This window comes from Streptomyces sp. NBC_00236 (assembly GCF_036195045.1).
GTDB lineage: Bacteria > Actinomycetota > Actinomycetes > Streptomycetales > Streptomycetaceae > Streptomyces.
In genome coordinates, this window is the sequence record NZ_CP108100.1 from 1,887,299 (window position 1) to 1,904,525 (window position 17,227).

Sequence of the window (17,227 nt, forward strand, 5' to 3'; positions counted from 1 at the left end):
TTCGCGCACGGGCCGCCCGTAACGTCGGGCCATGAATGATGAATTCCGAACGGCAGACGGTCTGACACTGCGCTACTGGTCCTGGTCCCGCAGGCCCCGGCCGGGGCTGCCCCCGGTGATCCTGCTGCACGGTTTCGCCGCCAACGCCCGGCTGAACTGGGAGGGCCCCGGTGTGGTCGAGGCCCTGGTGGCCCGGGGCCGGCACGTCCTGGCCCTCGACGCCCGGGGGCACGGTTCGTCGGACAGACCGCACGACGACTCCCTGTACGGCGAACCGGTGATGGCCCGGGACGTGACGCAGCTGATCGACCGCACCGGGGCCGGCGAAGTGCATCTGGCGGGCTACTCGATGGGGGCGGTCGTGGCGCTGCTCGCCGCGGCCGCCGACGAGCGGATCACGCGGCTGGTGGTCGGCGGGATCGGCGCGGGCGCGGTGGAGCTGGGCGGGCTGGACACCCGGGCCATGCCTCCGGAACTGGTGGCGGCCGCGCTGACGGCCGAGGACGCGGCCGACGCCCCCGAACGGACCCGGGGTTTCCGGGTCCTGGCCGACACCACGGGCTCCGACCGTCTCGCTCTCGCCGCGCAGCTCCGCTCGCTGCACCGGGCGCCGCTGCCGCTGGAGCGGATCCGGATACCCACGCTGGTGCTCGCCGGGGCGGACGATCCCCTCGCCGTGCGGCCCGAGGTGCTGGCCGACGCCCTCGCGGGGTCGCGGCTGAAGGTGCTGCCCGGCGACCATCTCACCGTCGTCCGCGATCCGGGATTCGCCGCCTGTGTCGCCGGCTTCCTCACCGAGGACGGCTGACGCACCCCCAACGGGCAAGAGCCGGACCGCTGTTCGCGGTCCGGCCCTCACCCACCGTCAGGAGCGACGTCGGGAACCTACGAGGTGTGGGGGCAGTTGCCCCGCGACTCGGCGATCGTCAGGCTCACCGCGGGCAGCGGGCACAGGAACTGCTCGTAGCGGGTGTCGTTGTCGATGAAGCGCTTCAGCCACGAAATGCTGTACTTCGCGATCGTGGTGTTGGAGGAGTTCGGGGTGAAGTGCGTGGCCCCGCGCAGCTCCACGTACGCCTTGTCGAGCGAGCTCGGCAGCGACCGGTAGAACGGCTCCGAGTGGGTGGCGACGGGGGCGATCGTGTCGCCGTCCGCACCGAAGATCAGCGTGGGTGTACGGACTTCGGGCCAGGTGGTGTCGAGGTTCCAGCCGGTCAGCGGGATCGCCGCCTTCAGCGAGGTGCGGCTCTTCGCCGCCTCCAGGGTGCCGCCACCGCCCATGGAGTGGCCCATCACGCCGAGCCGGGAGGTGTCGATCCGGTTGCGCACCGAGCTCGTCTTCGTCAGGTAGTCCAGTGCGGCCAGGAGCTGGCGGCCCCGGCTGTCGGGCTGGTCCAGCGTGGTGTTGGTGTCGATGGTGAAGACGACGAAGCCCTGGGAGGCGAGCCGCGGTCCGAGCCAGGCGATGCTGGACTGGTAGGCGGTGAAGCCCGGCGAGATGGCGACCGCGCCGAAGGTGCCGTCCGAGGTGGACGTCGGGTAGTAGATCGTGCCGCCGCCGAAGCCGCTGACGCCGAGCGAGGAGACGCTGGTCTGCGAGACCGCGTACGAGCCGCGGCTCGCCTCGATACTCGAATTGCTGGGAGCCGGGCCGCGCTCGTAGGGATTGTCGGCTGCCTGGGCGCCCGGCATCAGCGCGGTACACAGACCCGCGGTGGCGACGGTGGCGGCCAGCAGTCCCTTGACGAGACGGGAGCGGCTCTTCGACATCCGGTGGCGCGGGGAGGTGTCGCCGGAGGGGAGGTGCTGCACGAGGGGGGATCCTCTCGGTCGTGGCGGGAGCCACGCCGGGCAGGGACCGAGACCCCCCGTCAACTGTCACCGAGGGCCTTCGGAGTGCACCGCGTGGAACCGCCAGATGTTCTCTGGCGGTCGCCACTGTTGCGGTGCACCCCGGTGGCGCACATCGGCAACTTCACCGGTCTTCACGGCCGGTGCTCCCCCGCACGTCCTCAGCGGACCGGGTGCCCGGCCTCCCGCAGAGCGCCCTTGACCTCGGAGATCCGCAGATCGCCGAAGTGGAAGACGGACGCGGCGAGGACCGCGTCGGCCCCGGCGTCGATGGCCGGTGCGAAGTCCGCGAGCCGGCCGGCGCCGCCGGAGGCGATGACGGGAACGCTCACGTGCTTCCGCACGGCGGCGATCATCTCGGTGTCGTAGCCGTCCTTCGTGCCGTCGGCGTCCATCGAGTTGAGCAGGATCTCGCCGACACCGAGCTCGGCGGCCCGGTGCGCCCACTCGACGGCGTCGATGCCGGTGCCCTTGCGGCCGCCGTGTGTGGTGACCTCAAAGGTGCCGGCGGGGGTGCGCCGGGCGTCCACGGAGAGCACCAGCACCTGGCGGCCGAAGCGCTCGGCGATCTCCCGGATCAGCTCGGGCCGGGCGATGGCCGCGGTGTTGACGCCGACCTTGTCGGCGCCGGCCCGCAGCAGCTTGTCGACGTCGTCGGGGGTGCGGACGCCACCACCGACGGTGAGCGGGATGAAGACCTGCTCGGCGGTGCGGCGCACCACGTCGTAGGTCGTCTCCCGGTCGCCGCTGGACGCGGTGATGTCGAGGAAGGTCAGCTCGTCGGCGCCCTCGGCGTCGTACAGCTTCGCCATCTCGACGGGGTCACCGGCGTCGCGCAGGTTCTGGAAGTTGACGCCCTTGACGACCCGGCCCTTGTCCACGTCGAGGCAGGGGATGACACGTACGGAGAGGGTCATCGCGCACCTGCCCGGTAGGCCTCTACCTCGACCTCGACGACCAGGCTCGGGTCGACGAGGCCACTCACGATGATCATCGTGGCGGCGGGGCGGACGTCGTCGAACAGCTCCTTGTGCGCGCGGCCGACCTCGTCCGTGTCCCGGGCGTGGGTGACGTACATCCGGGTACGGACGACGTCTTCGCGGCCGAGGCCCACCTGCTTCAGTGCCTCGAAGGCGACCTCGAAGGAGGTGACGGCCTGCTCGTAGGGGCTGCCGGCGGAGATCTGGCCGCCCACCACCGACGTGCAGCCGGCCACGAGCACCAGCCCGTTGGAGAGTTCGACCGCGCGGGAGTAGCCGAACTTCTCCTCCCAGGGGGCGCCGGAGGAGACGCGCTTGACGGAGTCGCTCATACGGAGACCGCCTCCAGCGCCTCTTCCAGGGTGAAGGCCTTCGCGTACAGCGCCTTGCCGACGATCGCGCCCTCGACGCCCGCCGGGACGAGTGAGGAGATGGCCCGCAGGTCGTCGAGCGAGGAGACGCCGCCGGAGGCGACGACGGGCTTGTCCGTGGCCGCGCAGACGTTCTTCAGGAGTTCCAGGTTGGGGCCCTGGAGCGTGCCGTCCTTGGCGATGTCAGTGACGACGTAGCGGGCGCAGCCCTCGGAGTCGAGGCGGGCGAGCGTCTCGTAGAGGTCGCCGCCGTCGCGGGTCCAGCCGCGGCCGCGCAGCGTGGTGCCGCGGACGTCGAGGCCGACCGCGATCTTGTCGCCGTGCTCGGCGATGACCTTGGCGACCCATTCGGGGGTCTCCAGGGCGGCGGTGCCGAGGTTGACGCGGCGGCAGCCGGTGGCGAGGGCGGCGGCGAGTGTCGCGTCGTCGCGGATGCCGCCGGAGAGCTCGACCTTGATGTCCATGGCGCCGGCCACCTCGGCGATGAGTGCCCGGTTGTCACCGGTGCCGAAGGCGGCGTCCAGGTCGACGAGGTGCAGCCACTCGGCGCCGGAGCGCTGCCAGGCGAGTGCGGCCTGGAGCGGGGAGCCGTAGGAGGTCTCGGAGCCGGACTCGCCGTGCACCAGGCGGACCGCCTGGCCGTCGCGGACGTCAACGGCGGGGAGCAGTTCAAGCTTCGGCATTACAGCGTCTCGATCCAGTTGGTCAGCAGCTGGGCGCCGGCATCGCCGGACTTCTCGGGGTGGAACTGGGTGGCCCACAGCGCGCCGTTCTCCACGGCCGCGACGAACCGTTCGCCGTGCGTGGCCCAGGTGACCTTGGGGGCACGGATCTTGGCGTTGGTGACTTCGAGGGACCAGTCGTGCGCCGCGTACGAGTGCACGAAGTAGTACCGGGCCTCGGCGTCCAGTCCGGCGAACAGCCGGGAGTCCTCGGGCGATTCGACGGTGTTCCATCCCATGTGCGGGACGACGTCGGCCTTGAGCGGGCCGACGGTGCCGGGCCACTCGTCGAGGCCCTCGGTCTCGACCCCGTGCTCGATGCCGCGCTCGAAGAGGATCTGCATGCCGACGCAGATGCCCATGACGGGGCGCCCGCCGGAGAGCCGGCGTCCGATGATCCATTCGCCGCGGGCCTTCTTCAGCCCCTCCATGCAGGCGGAGAACGCACCGACGCCGGGCACGAGCAGCCCGTCGGCGTTCATCGCCGTGTCGAAGTCGCGGGTGATCTCGACGTCGGCGCCGACGTGGGCGAGGGCGCGCTCGGCGGACCGGACGTTGCCGAAGCCGTAGTCGAAGACGACGACCTTCTTCTTCGTATCCACGTGTGCTCCCTCAGTCCCAGAGGCCCTGGATCCGCATGACGCCCGCTACCAGGCACATCACGGAGGCGATCCCGAGCAGCACGATGACGCCCTTGGGCATGCCCTGCTTCGAGAAGGAGTAGACCCCGCCGGCCAGGAAGAGGCCGACCAGGATCAGAACGGTGTTGAGGCCGGTCACAGGGCGCCCTTCGTGGAGGGGAGGATGCCGGCCGCGCGCGGGTCGTGCTCGCTGGCGTAGCGAAGGGCCCGGGCGAGCGCCTTGAACTGGCATTCCACGATGTGGTGGGCGTTGCGCCCGTACGGGACGTGGACGTGCAGGGCGATCTGCGCCTGGGCGACGAAGGACTCCAGGATGTGCCGGGTCATCGTCGTGTCGTACGCGCCGATCATCGGCGCCATGTTCTCGGGCTCGGTGTGCACCAGGTACGGGCGGCCGGAGAGGTCGACGGTGACCTGGGCGAGCGACTCGTCCAGCGGGACGGTGCAGTTGCCGAAGCGGTAGATGCCGACCTTGTCGCCGAGGGCCTGCTTGAACGCGGCGCCGAGCGCGAGGGCGGTGTCCTCGATGGTGTGGTGCGAGTCGATGTGCAGGTCGCCGTCGGTCTTGACCGTGAGGTCGAACAGACCGTGGCGGCCGAGCTGGTCGAGCATGTGGTCGTAGAAGCCGACGCCGGTCGCGACGTCGACCTTGCCGCTGCCGTCGAGGTTGATCTCGACGAGCACGGAGGTTTCCTTGGTGGTCCGCTCCACTCTTCCTACGCGGGCCTCGCGAGTCATGCGTCGTGCTCCTTCTTCAGTTCGCGTACCGCATCGAGGAACGCGTCGTTCTCTGCCGGGGTCCCTGCGGAGACCCGCAGCCATCCCGGTACGCCGTTGTCCCGGACCAGGACGCCCCGGTCGAGGATGTGCCGCCAGGCGGTGTGGCTGTCGGCGAACCTGCCGAACTGGACGAAGTTGGCGTCCGAGTCGGTGACGTCGAAGCCCTGGGCGCGCAGCTCGGTGACGATCCGGTCGCGTTCGCCCTTGAGCTGCGCGACGTACCCGAGGAGCGTATCGGTGTGCTCCAGGGCGGCGAGCGCGGTGGCCTGGGTGACGGACGACAGGTGGTACGGCAGCCGCACCAGCTGGACCGCGTCGACGACGGCCGGGTCCGCGGCGAGGTAGCCCAGGCGCAGTCCGGCGGCGCCGAACGCCTTCGACATGGTGCGGGAGAGCACCAGGTGGCGGCGGCCCTCGATCAGCGGGAGCAGCGAGGCGTGGTGGCTGAACTCGCCGTACGCCTCGTCGACCACGACCATGGACGGCCCGGCGGCCTGCGCGGCGTCGTACAGCGCGAGGACGGTGTCCGCGTCGACGGCGGTGCCGGTGGGGTTGTTGGGCGAGGTGATGAAGACGACGTCGGGGCGCTCCCGCGCGATGACGGCGCGGGCCGCGTCGACGTCGATGGTGAAGTCCTCGTTGCGCGGTCCGGAGATCCAGCCGGTGCCGGTGCCGCGGGCGATGAGGGCGTGCATCGAGTACGAGGGCTCGAAACCGATCGCGGTGCGGCCGGGCCCGCCGAAGGTCTGCAGCAGCTGCTGGAGGACCTCGTTGGAGCCGTTGGCCGCCCACACGTGGGCGCGGGTGACCTCGTGCCCGGCGGTGCGGGTGAGGTAGCGGGCGAGCTCGGTGCGGAGCTCCACCGCGTCCCGGTCGGGGTAGCGGTTGAGGTTTCGGGCGGCCTCGCGGACCCGTTCGGCGATCCGGTCGACGAGTGCGTCGGGGAGCGGGTACGGGTTCTCGTTGGTGTTCAGCCGGACCGGTACGTCGAGCTGCGGCGCCCCGTACGGGGACTGGCCGCGCAGTTCGTCGCGGATCGGGAGGTCGTCCCAGGCGTTGCGCCGGGGGGCGCCGGTGCTGCTGTTCGTCACTGCTGCGGAACCTTCCACCCGAACCTGGCCTTGAGCGCGGCGCCGTGGGCGGGGAGGTCCTCCGCCTCGGCGAGGGTCACCACGTGGTGGGTGACCTCGGCGAGCGCGTCGCGCGTGTAGTCGACGATGTGGATACCGCGCAGGAAGGACTGCACGGACAGGCCCGAGGAGTGGCAGGCGCAGCCGCCGGTGGGCAGGACGTGGTTGGAGCCGGCGCAGTAGTCGCCGAGGGAGACGGGCGACCAGGGCCCGACGAAGATCGCTCCGGCGTTGCGGACGCGGCCGGCCACGGCCGCGGCGTCGGCGGTCTGGATCTCCAGGTGCTCGGCGGCGTACGCGTCGACGACCTTGAGACCGTCCTCCAGGTCGTTGACCAGGACGATCGCGGACTGGCGGCCGGCCAGCGCGGGCTCGATGCGGTCGGTGACGTGCTTCGTCGCGGCGACCTGCGGCTTCAGCTCGGCCTCGGTGGCGGCGGCGAGCTCCTCGGAGTCGGTGACCAGGACGGCGGCGGCCATCGGGTCGTGCTCGGCCTGGCTGATCAGGTCGGCGGCGACGTGGGCCGGGTCGGCGGTGGCGTCGGCGAGGATCGCGATCTCGGTCGGGCCGGCCTCGGCGTCGATGCCGATGCGGCCCTTGAGGAGGCGCTTGGCGGCGGCGACGTAGATGTTGCCGGGACCGGTGACGAGGTTGACGGGCAGGCAGTCCTCGGTGCCGTACGCGAACATCGCGATGGCCTGGGAGCCGCCGGCGGCGTACACCTCGTCGACGCCGAGCAGGGCGCAGGCGGCCAGGATCGTGGGGTGCGGGAGGCCGCCGAACTCCTTCTGCGGCGGGGAGGCGACGGCGACGCCCTCGACGCCCGCTTCCTGGGCGGGGACCACGTTCATCACGACGGACGACGGGTAGACGGAACGCCCGCCCGGCACGTACAGCCCGACGCGCTCGACCGGCACCCACTTCTCGGTGACGGTGCCACCGGGGACGACCTGGGTGGTGTGGGTGGTGCGGCGCTGCTCGCGGTGGACGAGGCGGGCGCGGCGGATCGACTCCTCCAGGGCGGCGCGCACGGCGGGGTCGAGCGTCTCCAGCGCGCCGGTGATCGCGTCGGCAGGGACGCGGATCGAGCCGATCCGTACGCCGTCGAGTTTCTCCCCCCAGTCGATCACTGCCGCCGAGCCACGATGGCGTACGTCCTCGCAGATGGGCCGCACCGTCTCCAGGGCGGCTTCCACGTCGAACTCGGCACGGGGCAGCAGGTCGCGCAGGGCGCCGCCCTCGGGGAGGGCATCGCCGCGCAGATCGATTCGAGAGATCACACCGCAATTCTCGCAGACCGCCCCGGACGCCCGGACGCCCGTATCACTGGCTGATACATGTCCCCGGTGTCACGGCTGACTATTAGCGTTCACCCGGTCACTCAGAGGGAATAAGGGGATTACCGATTTACGGCTCCGAGCGGAAGGAGCGTCGGTGACCGAACCGCACGACGGGGAGTTTCCGGACGGCCTCAGCGCCGCAGAGCTGGGCATGTGGCAGTCCTTCAGGACCGGGACCACCTACGACCTGCGCGCCCGTGACGGGGTGCGCGACGATCCCTTCGCCCCGCACGTCTGGGGCCCCGAACGCAGCGTGGCGGCCCGGGTCGTCGCCCGCCTGCTGCTGAGCGGCCCGGAGCCCCGGCCGGGCCGGGTGGCGGCGCTGAAGCTACGGGGGCTGCTGATCACGGGCAAGCTCGACCTCGCGGGCGGGCGCGTCGACCCGTACGTGGAGATGACGGGCTGCCGCTTCGAGGAGGAGGTGGTGCTGCCGGAGTGCCACTTCACGACGCTGCGGATGGTCGGCTGCGCGATCCCGAGACTGGAGGCGGCCCGGCTGCGCACCGAGGGCGACCTCCACCTGCCGCGCTGCCGCGTGGAGCGCGGGATCCGGCTCACGGACGCCCAGATCGGCACGGACCTGCTGATCAGCCAGATCGACATCGGGCCCGACCGGCAGGGCCGGGCCCTGGTCGGAGACGGGCTCACGGTCGCCCAGGACCTCCAGGCCGAGATGATCGAGACGCTCGGCGAGCTGAGCCTGCGCGGGGCGAAGGTGGGCGGTTCACTGAGTCTGCGCGGAAGCCGGCTGCGGGCGACGCAGGGGCGCCGGGCGCTGAACGCCCCGCAGCTGAGTGTGGAGCGGACGCTGTACATGAGCGAGGCCTGGGTCAGCGTGGACACGGGCAACCAGGGCACCACTCCCCCGTACGGCATCGTCAACTCCCCGACACCGGCCCGCGGCACCCGTCCGCAGGTCTTCCGGTGCCGGGGCGGGGTCCGGCTGGACGACGGGCGCTTCGGCGACGCGGTGGACCTGCACAAGGCCGTCTTCGTGCTGGCCGGCCACGAGGAGCTCTCGCTGCGCCGCACAGTCACTCCGGAACTGCGCTTCAACCCGGAGCGCCCGGTGCAGGGACGGGTGGTGCTCAACGGGGCGAAGGTCGTCACCCTGATCGACGTGTCGACCAGCTGGCCGGGCCCGGGCGGGCTGGCGATGGGCGGTTTCGTGTACGAGAACCTTGTCCCGTACGGGCACTTCCCGCTCTCCCGCCGTCTGGAGTGGGTGGCGGCGGCGACGCCCGAGTACGTGCCGGAGCCTTACGAACGGCTGGCCGCGGTGCTCCGCAGCAGCGGGGAGGACGCGGACGCCCGCGAGGTGCTGCTCGCCAAGCAGCGGCGCCGGCGCGAGACGCTGCCGCCCGCGGCGAAGCTCTGGGGCTTCGTCCAGGACTGGACGGTGGCGTACGGCTACCGGCCGGGGCGGGCCGCGGTGTGGATGGCGGTGCTGTGGGCGGCGGGCACGGTGGCCTTCTCGCGGTACGACCCGGCCTCGCTCAAGGGCAGCGAGCATCCCGAGTGGAACCCCGCTCTGTACGCGCTGGATCTGCTGGTGCCGGTGATCAACCTCGGTCAGGACGGCTACTGGCGGATGGAGGGCGGCTGGCAGTGGATCGCGGCGGCCCTCGTCATGCTCGGATGGATACTGGCCACCACCGTCGCGGCCGGCGCCTCCCGGCTGCTGCGCCGCGGCTGACCGGGGCGCGCGGTCCGCCGGGCGGTATCCGGGCCGCGCGCCGTGTGCTGACGGGCCCCACGGCGTCCGAACGGATGCGCTCGGGCATCGGACGCACCACCGATCGTTCTCGCCGGAACAACAGGAACAGGCCAGATTCCGCGATTTCCTTTACTCTTTCTTGGCCCTGGCCAGGGCAACCCATCCACTCGGCACCAAAGCTTCACAGCGCTCCTCTGGCGCCCGCCCCGACCAGCGCTTTTCAATGGTCTGCACCATGCCTTTCCTCCGCGCTCTGCTCCGTACCGCGCGCGTGATCCGGCACACCCCGGAGCTGTCCGCCGGGTTGCCCGCGGACCATGCGGTGATGCTCGACGCCCCCGACGAGCGGCTCTCGCCCGCGCTGGTGGCCGCCGCCCTGGGGGAGTACGAGCCGGCGGCGAAGCTGTTGGCGACGACCCGGGACGCCGCCGAGTGGGAGAGCCGGGACCGCTATCTGAACCGGCTCGTCGCCTTCGCCCGCAACCGGGACGGCTGGCTCCGCGACTGGCTTGCCGTCGCCCCGCGCGACTGCGACGCGATCCTCGTCAAGGCCCAGCTCGCGGTCGAGCGGGCCTGGGAGTCCCCGGCCCGCGCCGAGCAGTTGCGCGCGGTCGGGCCGATGATCACGGCAGCCGCGGAGGGCGATCCGCGCGATCCGGTGCCCTGGCGCCTCGCGCTGGACCACGCCCGCGGCACCCATGCCACGCACACGACGTTCGAGGCGCTGTGGGAGCAGGCCATACAACGCTCCACGCACCATTACGGCTGCCATGTCGCCGCCCTCCAGTACCTCTCCGCCGCCTGGTACGGCTCGCACCGCGAGTGCTTCGACTTCGCCGAGCGGGCCGCCGAGGACTCGCTGCCCAGCTCCCTGGTGCAGGCGCTGCCGCTGCGGGCCGCCTTCGCGGTGCTGACCGAAGGCCCGGGTGCCGGGTTCACCTCGGTGCAGGAGGAGCGGATCGACGCCGCGGCGGATCTGGCGATCTCGCTGTCCGGCGCGTTCGCACCGGGCGACCCGTGGCCGGCCGAGGTGCGCAATCTGCTCGTGTACGTGCTGGTGGCGCGCGGCCGCTGGGGCGAGGCGCTGGAACAGTTCCGGCAGATCGGACCCCATGCGGCGTCGTTCCCGTGGGCCTCGATGTCCGACGATCCGCTCGGCAGCTTCCTCGACGCACGGGACGGAGTACGGCTCAAGGTGGCCTCCCGGACGCCGCTCGGCCACCGGGCCGACCGGGGACGGGCGCGCGGCCATTACGCTTGACCGTTGTGACCACCGCTCGCCTGCCTCTGTTCCCGCTGAACGCGGTGCTGTTTCCCGGCCTCGTGCTGCCGCTGAACGTCTTCGAGGAGCGTTATCGCGCCATGATGCGCGAACTGCTGAAGACCGATGAGGACGAACCGCGCCGCTTCGCCGTGGTCGCCATCCGCGACGGCCGCGAGACCGCTCCGACGGGTTCGGGCATGCCGGACGCCATGACGGTGCCCGTCGAGCGCGGTCCGGGGGACGGCTTCGGTCCCGACCCGGTCCAGACGTTCCACCGGGTCGGCTGTATCGCGGACGCGGCGAAGATCCGGGAGCGTGCGGACGGCAGCTTCGAGGTCCTGGCGACCGGCACCAGCCGCGTGCGGCTGCTGTCCGTGGACGCGAGCGGCCCGTATCTGACCGCCGACCTCGAAGAGCTGGACGAGGATCCGGGCGAGGAGGCGGAGGCACTCACCGAGGGCGTCCTGCGGGCCTTCCGCAGCTACCAGAAGCGGCTGGCGGGCGCGAGCGAGCGTTCCCTGACCACGGGTGCGGACCTGCCCGGCGAGCCGTCGGTCGTCTCCTACCTGGTGGCCGCTGCGGCGGTCCTCGACGTCCCCGCCAAGCAGCGGCTGCTCCAGGCCCCGGACACCGCGACCCGGCTCCGCGAGGAGCTGACGATCCTGCGCTCCGAGACCGCCGTCATCCGCCACCTCCCGTCGCTGCCGGCCGCGGACCTCACCCGCGCCCCCACCCACCCCAACTGAGCGAGCGGAGGGCCACTCCCCCGTGGCGAAGAAGCCGAAGAAGCAGCCCCAGTCCGGCGGCACCCCGGCCACGGTCGCGCTGACCGCGGCGGGCACGGAGTTCACGGTGCACGCGTACGAGCACGACCCCGCGTCCGCCTCCTACGGCGAGGAGGCGGCCGAGGCGCTCGGCGTGTCCCCCGACCGGGTGTTCAAGACCCTGGTGGCCGACGTGGACGGCCGGCTGACGGTCGCCGTCGTCCCCGTGGCGGGCTCGCTGGACCTCAAGGCCCTGGCCGCGGCGGCGGGCGGCAAGCGCGCCACCATGGCGGACCCGGCGGCGGCGGAACGCACCACGGGCTACGTCCGGGGCGGCATCTCGCCCCTGGGCCAGCGCAAGCGCCTGCCCACGGTGCTGGACGCGTCGGCGCGGTCCCACCCGACGATCTGCGTCTCGGCGGGCCGCCGCGGCCTGGAGGTCGAACTGTCCCCCACGGACCTGGCCGCCCTGACGGACGCGGTCTTCGCCCCGATCGGCCGGAGCTAGCCCCTGCGGGGTGCCTGCCGGTACCAAACCACGCTGGAAGGCGCCGGCGCCCGCCGCACCGGTTCCGTCCTCAAACGCCGGACAGGCTGAATACGCCCGGCCATCCGCGACCGGGGCACATCCAGCCGGTCCAACACTTGAGGACCGGGCACACCCAGCCCGTCCGGCGCTTGAGACCCGGGCACACCCAGCCCGTCCAACACTTGAGGACCGGGCACACCCAGCCCGTCCAACACTTGAGGACCGGGACACACCCAGCCCGTCCAACACTTGAGGACCGGGCACACCCAGCCCGTCCAACACTTGAGGACCGGGCACACCCAGCCCGTCCAACACTTGAGGACCGGGACACACCCAGCCCGTCCGGCGCTTGAGGACCGGGGTCCGGGGCGGAGCCCCGGTTACGGGAAGGGGCGGGTAGGGGAAAGGCCCCGCGCAGCGGCCCCGCTCACGCAGACGGACCGGGCTGCGGCGGCCCGTCCTCGGGCGAGGGCGAGGACGACGGCGCGTGCCCAGACGGCGCAGGCCCGGACGGCGCGGGCCCAGACGGCGCGGGCCCAAACGGCACGCCCCCCGAAGGCCCCCCGTACACCCCCCACTCCGGCTCCGGATCCCGAGGCCCGAACGCCGCCGTCAACCCCAGATGCACGGCCATCGCCGCCAACGACCACGCCAGCAACGCCCCCTTCGCATGCAGCTCCAGCGGCGCGTCGAAGATCACACCCTTGCCGACCTCGCGCGCGTGCGCGACCACGTCGTCGGTCGGCCCCAGCCGGGTGCCGAGCTGCCACGCCACGAGCGAGCCGAGTACGCCGCCCACCGCGAGCGCCACCACGAGGGCGATCCCGCCCTTCCGGTGGAACCAGAAGACCAGCCCCGCCGACACCGCGCCGAAAGCCAGCGCGAGCAGCGCGAACGTGCCGTCGGCACCGATCGCCTCCTCGCCCTCGCTGTCGCTGAGGAAGACGGCCGTGTCGTCGGAGACCAGCGGAATGCGCGGCGCCAGCCACAGCCAGAGCAGCCCGAGCGCAAGACCGGCGACCGTCACGGCGACGGCGACGAGCGCCGCCCGGCGCAGTTCCGTACGGAGATCCCCCTCCTCCGGCGACCGCAACAGGGTTCCGAGGTGGGAGCCGCCGGAACCGCCCCCTTCCGGCGGCTTCTGCCACGGGTCGTGGGGCGAGGGCTGGTGCGGCGGCGTCAGAGGTGCTGTCACCGTGCCATCGTGCCAGGCGTCCCTGTGGCGCGCCTCACCGGACCGCTGCCCTGCGGTACGCCCAGGTCGCCACAGCGAGCGAGAGGACGCCCACGACGGCGCAGACGGCGAGGTCGAGGGCGACGACGGCCCAGTCCGGGTGGGCGTCGAAGGACCGGGAGAGCGCCTCGACACCGTACGTGGAGGGCAGCAGATCGCGCGCCCAGCCGATCGGCTCCGGCAGCCGGGCCGCGGGGAGCACGCCCAGCAGCAGCGCCGCGGACATGCCGAGCTGTCCCAGCAGGGTCGCGAGTTCCTGCCTCGGAGCGAGCAGCCCGAGGGCGGCGCCGAGTCCGGCGAGGGCGGCCCCGGAGAGCGGGATGACGGCGACGAGCACCCACAGGTGGGTCATCGGCAGCCCGAACAGGATGCTGCCGGCCACGGCCGTCACGATCGTGCCGGGCACGGTGAAGGAGGCGTACGCCCCGGCCGCGCCGAGTACCACGGCGGCGGGCGGCACCGGCAGGGTGGCGTAGTGGTCGAGTCCGCCGCCGGCCCGGAGCTGCCCGAAGTACTGGGCGAGCAGGTTCAGCGCGACGAAGGCGACGACCAGGACACTGGATCCGGCCACCACGGCACGGGCCTCGGAGCCCCCGTCGACGACCCCGCGCATCAGGACCATGATCCCGATGGACTGGAAGGTCGCCACGAAGAGCAGAGGGATGCGGGCGACCCGGGCCCGGGACAGCTGGGCGCGGTAGACCGCGGCGAGCGAGGGGAAGAGCCGGGCGCGCGGCGCGAGCGGCGCGGGCGAAGGGCCCGGTGCGTCGTCGTCACCGGCCGGACCGGACAGGCCGTGGGGCGCTCTCTGCCCCGCACGGCCCGTCTGCCCGGCGCCCCCGGACACCGCTTCCGCAGGAACGATGCTCGTCACCTGGCGCTGCTCCTGTTCGCTTCCTGCCCGGCCGCACACCCGCACCGGTCCGTTTCGGCCACTGTGGCGACCGCGCTGATCCGGCATCGCCTCATGCCTTCACCAGTCCCTTGGCCGCGTCCCCGCCGAGCGCCAGATAGACGTCCTCCAGGCTGGGGGTCGCCAGGGTGAAGTCGTCGAGTGCGGCGAAGGCCGCGCCACCGGTCACGGCGGCGACCGCCGCGCGCGCCTCGTCGGGCCCGAGGCGCAGCACCCAGCGGCGCCCGGACTCCTGCGCGGACGCCCGGAGGGCGGCGACCTCGGGCACGTCCAGCGGCGCCCGCTCGCGCCACACGAGTTCCACCCGGACCTCGCCCGCGACCCGTTCCTTGAGCCCGGCCGGGGTGTCGCAGGCGATGATCCTGCCGCGTTCCATGACGGCGACCCGGTCGAGGACGGTCTCGGCCTCGATGACGTTATGGGTGACCAGCAGCACCGTCGCACCACGTTCGGCACGCCGCCGGTCGACGGCGGCCCAGACGGCGCGCCGGGCGACGGGGTCCATGCCGGTCGTCGGCTCGTCGAGGATGAGGACCGGTCGCTCCCCGACCAGCGCGGCCGCGACACAGGCGAGCCGTCGCTGTCCGCCGGAGAGCTTCTTCAGGGGACGTCCAACGAGTTCGCCGAGGCCGAGCTCGCCGAGCACCGCGTCACGCTCGGCACGGGCCTCGCGCACGGGCAGGCCGCGCAGCCGTCCGGTGGTCTCGGCGGCGAGTCCGACGGTCAGCTCGTCGAGCGCGGTCGACTCCTGTCCGAGGTAGCCGATCAGCCGGGAGGCCCGTTCCGGGTGGCGGACGAGGTCGTGTCCCAGCATGTCGACGCTGCCCGAGTCGGGCCGCATCAGTCCGGTGAGCTGTCGTACGAGTGTGGATTTGCCGGCACCGTTGGGGCCGAGCAGACCGAAGATCTCGCCGCGCCGGATGTCCAGGCTGACTCCGTCGGTGGCACGTACCTCGGGTGTGGCGGGGGTACCGCGCCGGCCCCGGGCCGCGGGGTAGGTCCTGACCAGATCACGCACCGCGCACACGGTGCCGTTCGCCGACTGCGCCTGTGCTGTGCCCGTACTCACGAGGTACGAGGGTACGGGGTCCGGGCACCCGCATTACGCCCGGGGCCGCACCGATCGGACATCAACGCCGCAAACGGCGGCCGGGTTGAGCGCCTCGGGTACCGATGCGGGCTCAGTCCCCGGACGACGCCGCGTTCCCGGGTTTCCCGGCAGCGGAGGCTGCCGTGGGGTGCTTCTCGCCCGCCGGGGGGTGCTCCGCCGCGGCCCGCACGTCGATCTCGCGCCAGAACCCCGCCCGGATCGCGTACCGGTCGTGCTCGTCGATCTGGTCGTCCTTGTGGGCGAGCAGCCCGAAGCGGGCGGCGTACCGCAGCAGTTCGCCGTCGATGCGGTGCGGGATGCGGGGGTACATCGTGGACAGCTTCTGCAGGTGGACGGTCTCCGGCAGCCGCTCCATCCAGCGCCGGGCGAAGACCTGGCCCACTTCGAAGGGGTCGCCGCCGACCGTGGTGATGTCCTCCTCCCGGTCCGCCCAGCGCTGCTCGGCGCTGGTGAGCTGGGCGAGCGTGGGCAGCGAGGCGGTCTCGGGCGGTTCGCCGAGGGGGCCGCCGCGCTCCACCCAGCCCCGGTCGGAGGACCAGCGCAGGGTCGCGTTGGCGGGCGGCGGGGCGGGGTGTTGGCGCTCGGCCCGGTCGGCGGGGCCGCGCAGGGTGCCGGCGAGGTCTTTCGGGGTGGGGACGCCCCGGCCACCATGGCCGTGCGCGGTGTGGCCGGTGCTCTCGTCGGGCGGCGCGGCCGTTCCGTTGCGGGCGGCGGCTTCGGCCTGGGCCTGGGAGGCCCGCTCGGCGGAGGCCGCGAGGGCAGCCTCGGGCAGGGGCGCGGAGAGGATCGCGGCGATCTCGGAATTGCGCGGGGCGGGCGGCGGGGCGCATGGACCACCGGTCTCCTTGGCCTGTACGGCCCGGGTGATCCAGGCACGGTCCAGCACGCGCCGCTCGTCGGCCTCGGCGACCAGGTCCTCCGACTGGTTGTAGTCGCCGTCGGCGGCCTGGACGGCCCAGAGGTGGACGGCGACGCCGTGCTCCTTGGCGGACATCAGGCCGGGCAGCAGATCCCCGTCACCGGTCACCAGTACGACGTCCGAGCAGGCCCGGTTCCTGGCGAGTTCGGTGAGCTCGGCGTGCATCGCCGCGTCGACGCCCTTCTGCGCCCACCGCCCGTCACTGCGCGTCAGGGCGCCCAGCCGTACCGTCACCCGTGACATGACGCGCAGTCTGCGGTGTTCGGGCTGCGGTACGCGGTCCGGGGCGCCGTCGAACCAGTAGATCCGCAGCAGCGGCTGTTCCGTATCGGCCTCGGCCCGCTCCCGCAGGCCCTGGATCAGAGCCGCGTGGTCGACGGTGATGCGGGACCGGGCGGGCTCACCGGCCAGCAGACTCGCGGCTGCGCCCAGCAAGTAGCCGGCGTCCACCAGGACGACGCAACGGTCCACGCGTTCCACCCTCTTCCAGGAATTCGGGAACGGATTCAGCGGGTCCGGCCTTCGGGAAAGGCGCGGATCCGCTTACTCAGGGTTTCCTTCGAGTCTGCCCGACCGCGCGAGGGTTAACGGCCGGAACTCGATCATCGGCGTGGCGGATCCGGAAAACGGCGCATCATACCCCCTCACTACGCACGGTAATGATCCAACATGCGATGTTTATCCGATTATGTGAATCTGACATCGGTCCTGGCCCCGAGAGTCCCCATAGGAGGAACACCATGGCCAAGAACAAGAACCGCAAGCAGGGCAGCCAGCAGGACCGCGCGTCCGAGTCGGAGCGCGGTGCGCAGGAGGCACGTTCCACGGCTTTCGAGTCGCAGAACACGCCCCAGGCGCAGTCCCAGGGCAGCCCTGCCGATGTTGCGCGTAAGCATCAGCGGCGCTTCGGCCACAACTGACCGGACTTCTCCGGTACGGCCACAGGCCGGTAGCCGAGAGG

At 72.2% G+C, this 17,227-nt stretch carries 19 protein-coding genes; 6 read left to right on the forward strand and 13 right to left on the reverse strand.

The genetic code is table 11. The features are described 5' to 3' along the window. Positions 1–31: 31 nt before the first annotated feature. The gene (locus OG446_RS08335; protein WP_328893411.1) at positions 32–808 is read left to right on the forward strand and encodes an alpha/beta fold hydrolase; all 777 of its coding nucleotides are present in this window, start codon (positions 32–34) and stop codon (positions 806–808) included. Between the two features lie 77 nt (positions 809–885). On the opposite strand, the gene bdeA is transcribed toward OG446_RS08335, so the two are convergent. The 9 genes from bdeA to hisD form a co-directional block, all read right to left on the reverse strand. Beyond that, the gene (gene bdeA, locus OG446_RS08340) at positions 886–1,770 is read right to left on the reverse strand and encodes a bis(hydroxyethyl) terephthalate hydrolase (protein ID WP_328898239.1); all 885 of its coding nucleotides are present in this window, start codon (positions 1,768–1,770) and stop codon (positions 886–888) included. Between the two features lie 242 nt (positions 1,771–2,012). Continuing rightward, positions 2,013–2,768, reverse strand: a complete 756-nt coding sequence (hisF, locus tag OG446_RS08345; protein WP_328893412.1) for an imidazole glycerol phosphate synthase subunit HisF — start codon at positions 2,766–2,768, stop codon at positions 2,013–2,015. Further along, positions 2,765–3,163: a RidA family protein gene (locus OG446_RS08350; RefSeq protein WP_328893413.1), complete on the reverse strand. Its 399-nt coding sequence runs from the start codon at positions 3,161–3,163 to the stop codon at positions 2,765–2,767. Before OG446_RS08350 ends, hisF begins: the two co-directional genes overlap by 4 nt. Beyond that, positions 3,160–3,885, reverse strand: coding sequence for a bifunctional 1-(5-phosphoribosyl)-5-((5-phosphoribosylamino)methylideneamino)imidazole-4-carboxamide isomerase/phosphoribosylanthranilate isomerase PriA (priA, locus tag OG446_RS08355; protein WP_219570704.1), 726 nt, complete (start codon positions 3,883–3,885; stop codon positions 3,160–3,162). The genes OG446_RS08350 and priA overlap by 4 nt, the downstream gene beginning before the upstream one ends. Continuing rightward, the gene (gene hisH, locus OG446_RS08360) at positions 3,885–4,526 is read right to left on the reverse strand and encodes an imidazole glycerol phosphate synthase subunit HisH (protein ID WP_328893414.1); all 642 of its coding nucleotides are present in this window, start codon (positions 4,524–4,526) and stop codon (positions 3,885–3,887) included. Before hisH ends, priA begins: the two co-directional genes overlap by 1 nt. Positions 4,527–4,536: 10 nt before the next feature. After that, the gene (locus OG446_RS08365) at positions 4,537–4,704 is read right to left on the reverse strand and encodes a hypothetical protein (protein WP_168713658.1); all 168 of its coding nucleotides are present in this window, start codon (positions 4,702–4,704) and stop codon (positions 4,537–4,539) included. Continuing rightward, the gene (gene hisB, locus OG446_RS08370) at positions 4,701–5,303 is read right to left on the reverse strand and encodes an imidazoleglycerol-phosphate dehydratase HisB (RefSeq protein ID WP_328893415.1); all 603 of its coding nucleotides are present in this window, start codon (positions 5,301–5,303) and stop codon (positions 4,701–4,703) included. Before hisB ends, OG446_RS08365 begins: the two co-directional genes overlap by 4 nt. Next, positions 5,300–6,436, reverse strand: coding sequence for a histidinol-phosphate transaminase (locus tag OG446_RS08375; protein WP_328893416.1), 1,137 nt, complete (start codon positions 6,434–6,436; stop codon positions 5,300–5,302). The genes hisB and OG446_RS08375 overlap by 4 nt, the downstream gene beginning before the upstream one ends. Further along, positions 6,433–7,755 carry a histidinol dehydrogenase gene (gene hisD / locus OG446_RS08380; protein ID WP_328893417.1) on the reverse strand — a complete coding sequence of 441 codons (1,323 nt, stop codon included), beginning with the start codon at positions 7,753–7,755 and terminating at the stop codon, positions 6,433–6,435. The genes OG446_RS08375 and hisD overlap by 4 nt, the downstream gene beginning before the upstream one ends. Positions 7,756–7,909: 154 nt before the next feature. Here hisD and OG446_RS08385 point away from each other — a divergent pair, with 154 nt between their 5' ends. The 4 genes from OG446_RS08385 to ybaK all read left to right on the forward strand — a co-directional run bounded on the left by OG446_RS08385 (position 7,910) and on the right by ybaK (position 12,068). Beyond that, complete coding sequence (locus OG446_RS08385; RefSeq protein WP_328893418.1) at positions 7,910–9,511, forward strand: oxidoreductase; 1,602 nt, start codon at positions 7,910–7,912, stop codon at positions 9,509–9,511. 244 nt (positions 9,512–9,755) lie between these two features. Beyond that, a complete protein-coding gene (locus OG446_RS08390) occupies positions 9,756–10,793 on the forward strand; it encodes a hypothetical protein (protein ID WP_328893419.1) in 1,038 nt (345 codons plus the stop codon). Between the two features lie 5 nt (positions 10,794–10,798). After that, positions 10,799–11,542 carry an LON peptidase substrate-binding domain-containing protein gene (locus OG446_RS08395; protein ID WP_328893420.1) on the forward strand — a complete coding sequence of 248 codons (744 nt, stop codon included), beginning with the start codon at positions 10,799–10,801 and terminating at the stop codon, positions 11,540–11,542. A 22-nt stretch (positions 11,543–11,564) separates the two neighbouring features. Beyond that, a complete protein-coding gene (ybaK, locus tag OG446_RS08400; protein WP_328893421.1) occupies positions 11,565–12,068 on the forward strand; it encodes a Cys-tRNA(Pro) deacylase in 504 nt (167 codons plus the stop codon). Positions 12,069–12,516: 448 nt separating this feature from the next. On the opposite strand, the gene OG446_RS08405 is transcribed toward ybaK, so the two are convergent. From OG446_RS08405 to OG446_RS08420, 4 genes are all read right to left on the reverse strand, one after another. Then, entirely contained in the window at positions 12,517–13,284 is a 768-nt protein-coding gene (locus OG446_RS08405; RefSeq protein WP_328893422.1) for an ABC transporter permease, read from the reverse strand. Positions 13,285–13,318: 34 nt separating this feature from the next. Further along, positions 13,319–14,197 (reverse strand): ABC transporter permease, encoded by an 879-nt coding sequence (locus tag OG446_RS08410; protein ID WP_328893423.1) that lies wholly within the window; start codon positions 14,195–14,197, stop codon positions 13,319–13,321. A 91-nt stretch (positions 14,198–14,288) separates the two neighbouring features. Next, a complete protein-coding gene (locus OG446_RS08415; RefSeq protein ID WP_328898240.1) occupies positions 14,289–15,263 on the reverse strand; it encodes an ABC transporter ATP-binding protein in 975 nt (324 codons plus the stop codon). Between the two features lie 154 nt (positions 15,264–15,417). Beyond that, positions 15,418–16,746 carry an NYN domain-containing protein gene (locus OG446_RS08420; protein ID WP_328893424.1) on the reverse strand — a complete coding sequence of 443 codons (1,329 nt, stop codon included), beginning with the start codon at positions 16,744–16,746 and terminating at the stop codon, positions 15,418–15,420. 260 nt (positions 16,747–17,006) lie between these two features. Between OG446_RS08420 and OG446_RS08425 the strand changes: the two genes are divergently transcribed. Then, positions 17,007–17,186: a hypothetical protein gene (locus OG446_RS08425; protein WP_328893425.1), complete on the forward strand. Its 180-nt coding sequence runs from the start codon at positions 17,007–17,009 to the stop codon at positions 17,184–17,186. Positions 17,187–17,227 lie beyond the last annotated feature (41 nt).

Bases quoted from the DNA above. Each gene is read 5' to 3' on its own strand.
- OG446_RS08350 (WP_328893413.1), bottom strand. From the start codon at position 3,163: ATGAGCGACTCCGTCAAGCGCGTCTCCTCCGGCGCCCCCTGGGAGGAG.
- bdeA (WP_328898239.1), bottom strand. From the start codon at position 1,770: ATGTCGAAGAGCCGCTCCCGTCTCGTCAAGGGACTGCTGGCCGCCACC.
- hisF (WP_328893412.1), bottom strand. From the start codon at position 2,768: ATGACCCTCTCCGTACGTGTCATCCCCTGCCTCGACGTGGACAAGGGC.
- priA (WP_219570704.1), bottom strand. From the start codon at position 3,885: ATGCCGAAGCTTGAACTGCTCCCCGCCGTTGACGTCCGCGACGGCCAG.
- OG446_RS08425 (WP_328893425.1), top strand. From the start codon at position 17,007: ATGGCCAAGAACAAGAACCGCAAGCAGGGCAGCCAGCAGGACCGCGCG.
- hisB (WP_328893415.1), bottom strand. From the start codon at position 5,303: ATGACTCGCGAGGCCCGCGTAGGAAGAGTGGAGCGGACCACCAAGGAA.
- OG446_RS08335 (WP_328893411.1), top strand. From the start codon at position 32: ATGAATGATGAATTCCGAACGGCAGACGGTCTGACACTGCGCTACTGG.
- OG446_RS08390 (WP_328893419.1), top strand. From the start codon at position 9,756: ATGGTCTGCACCATGCCTTTCCTCCGCGCTCTGCTCCGTACCGCGCGC.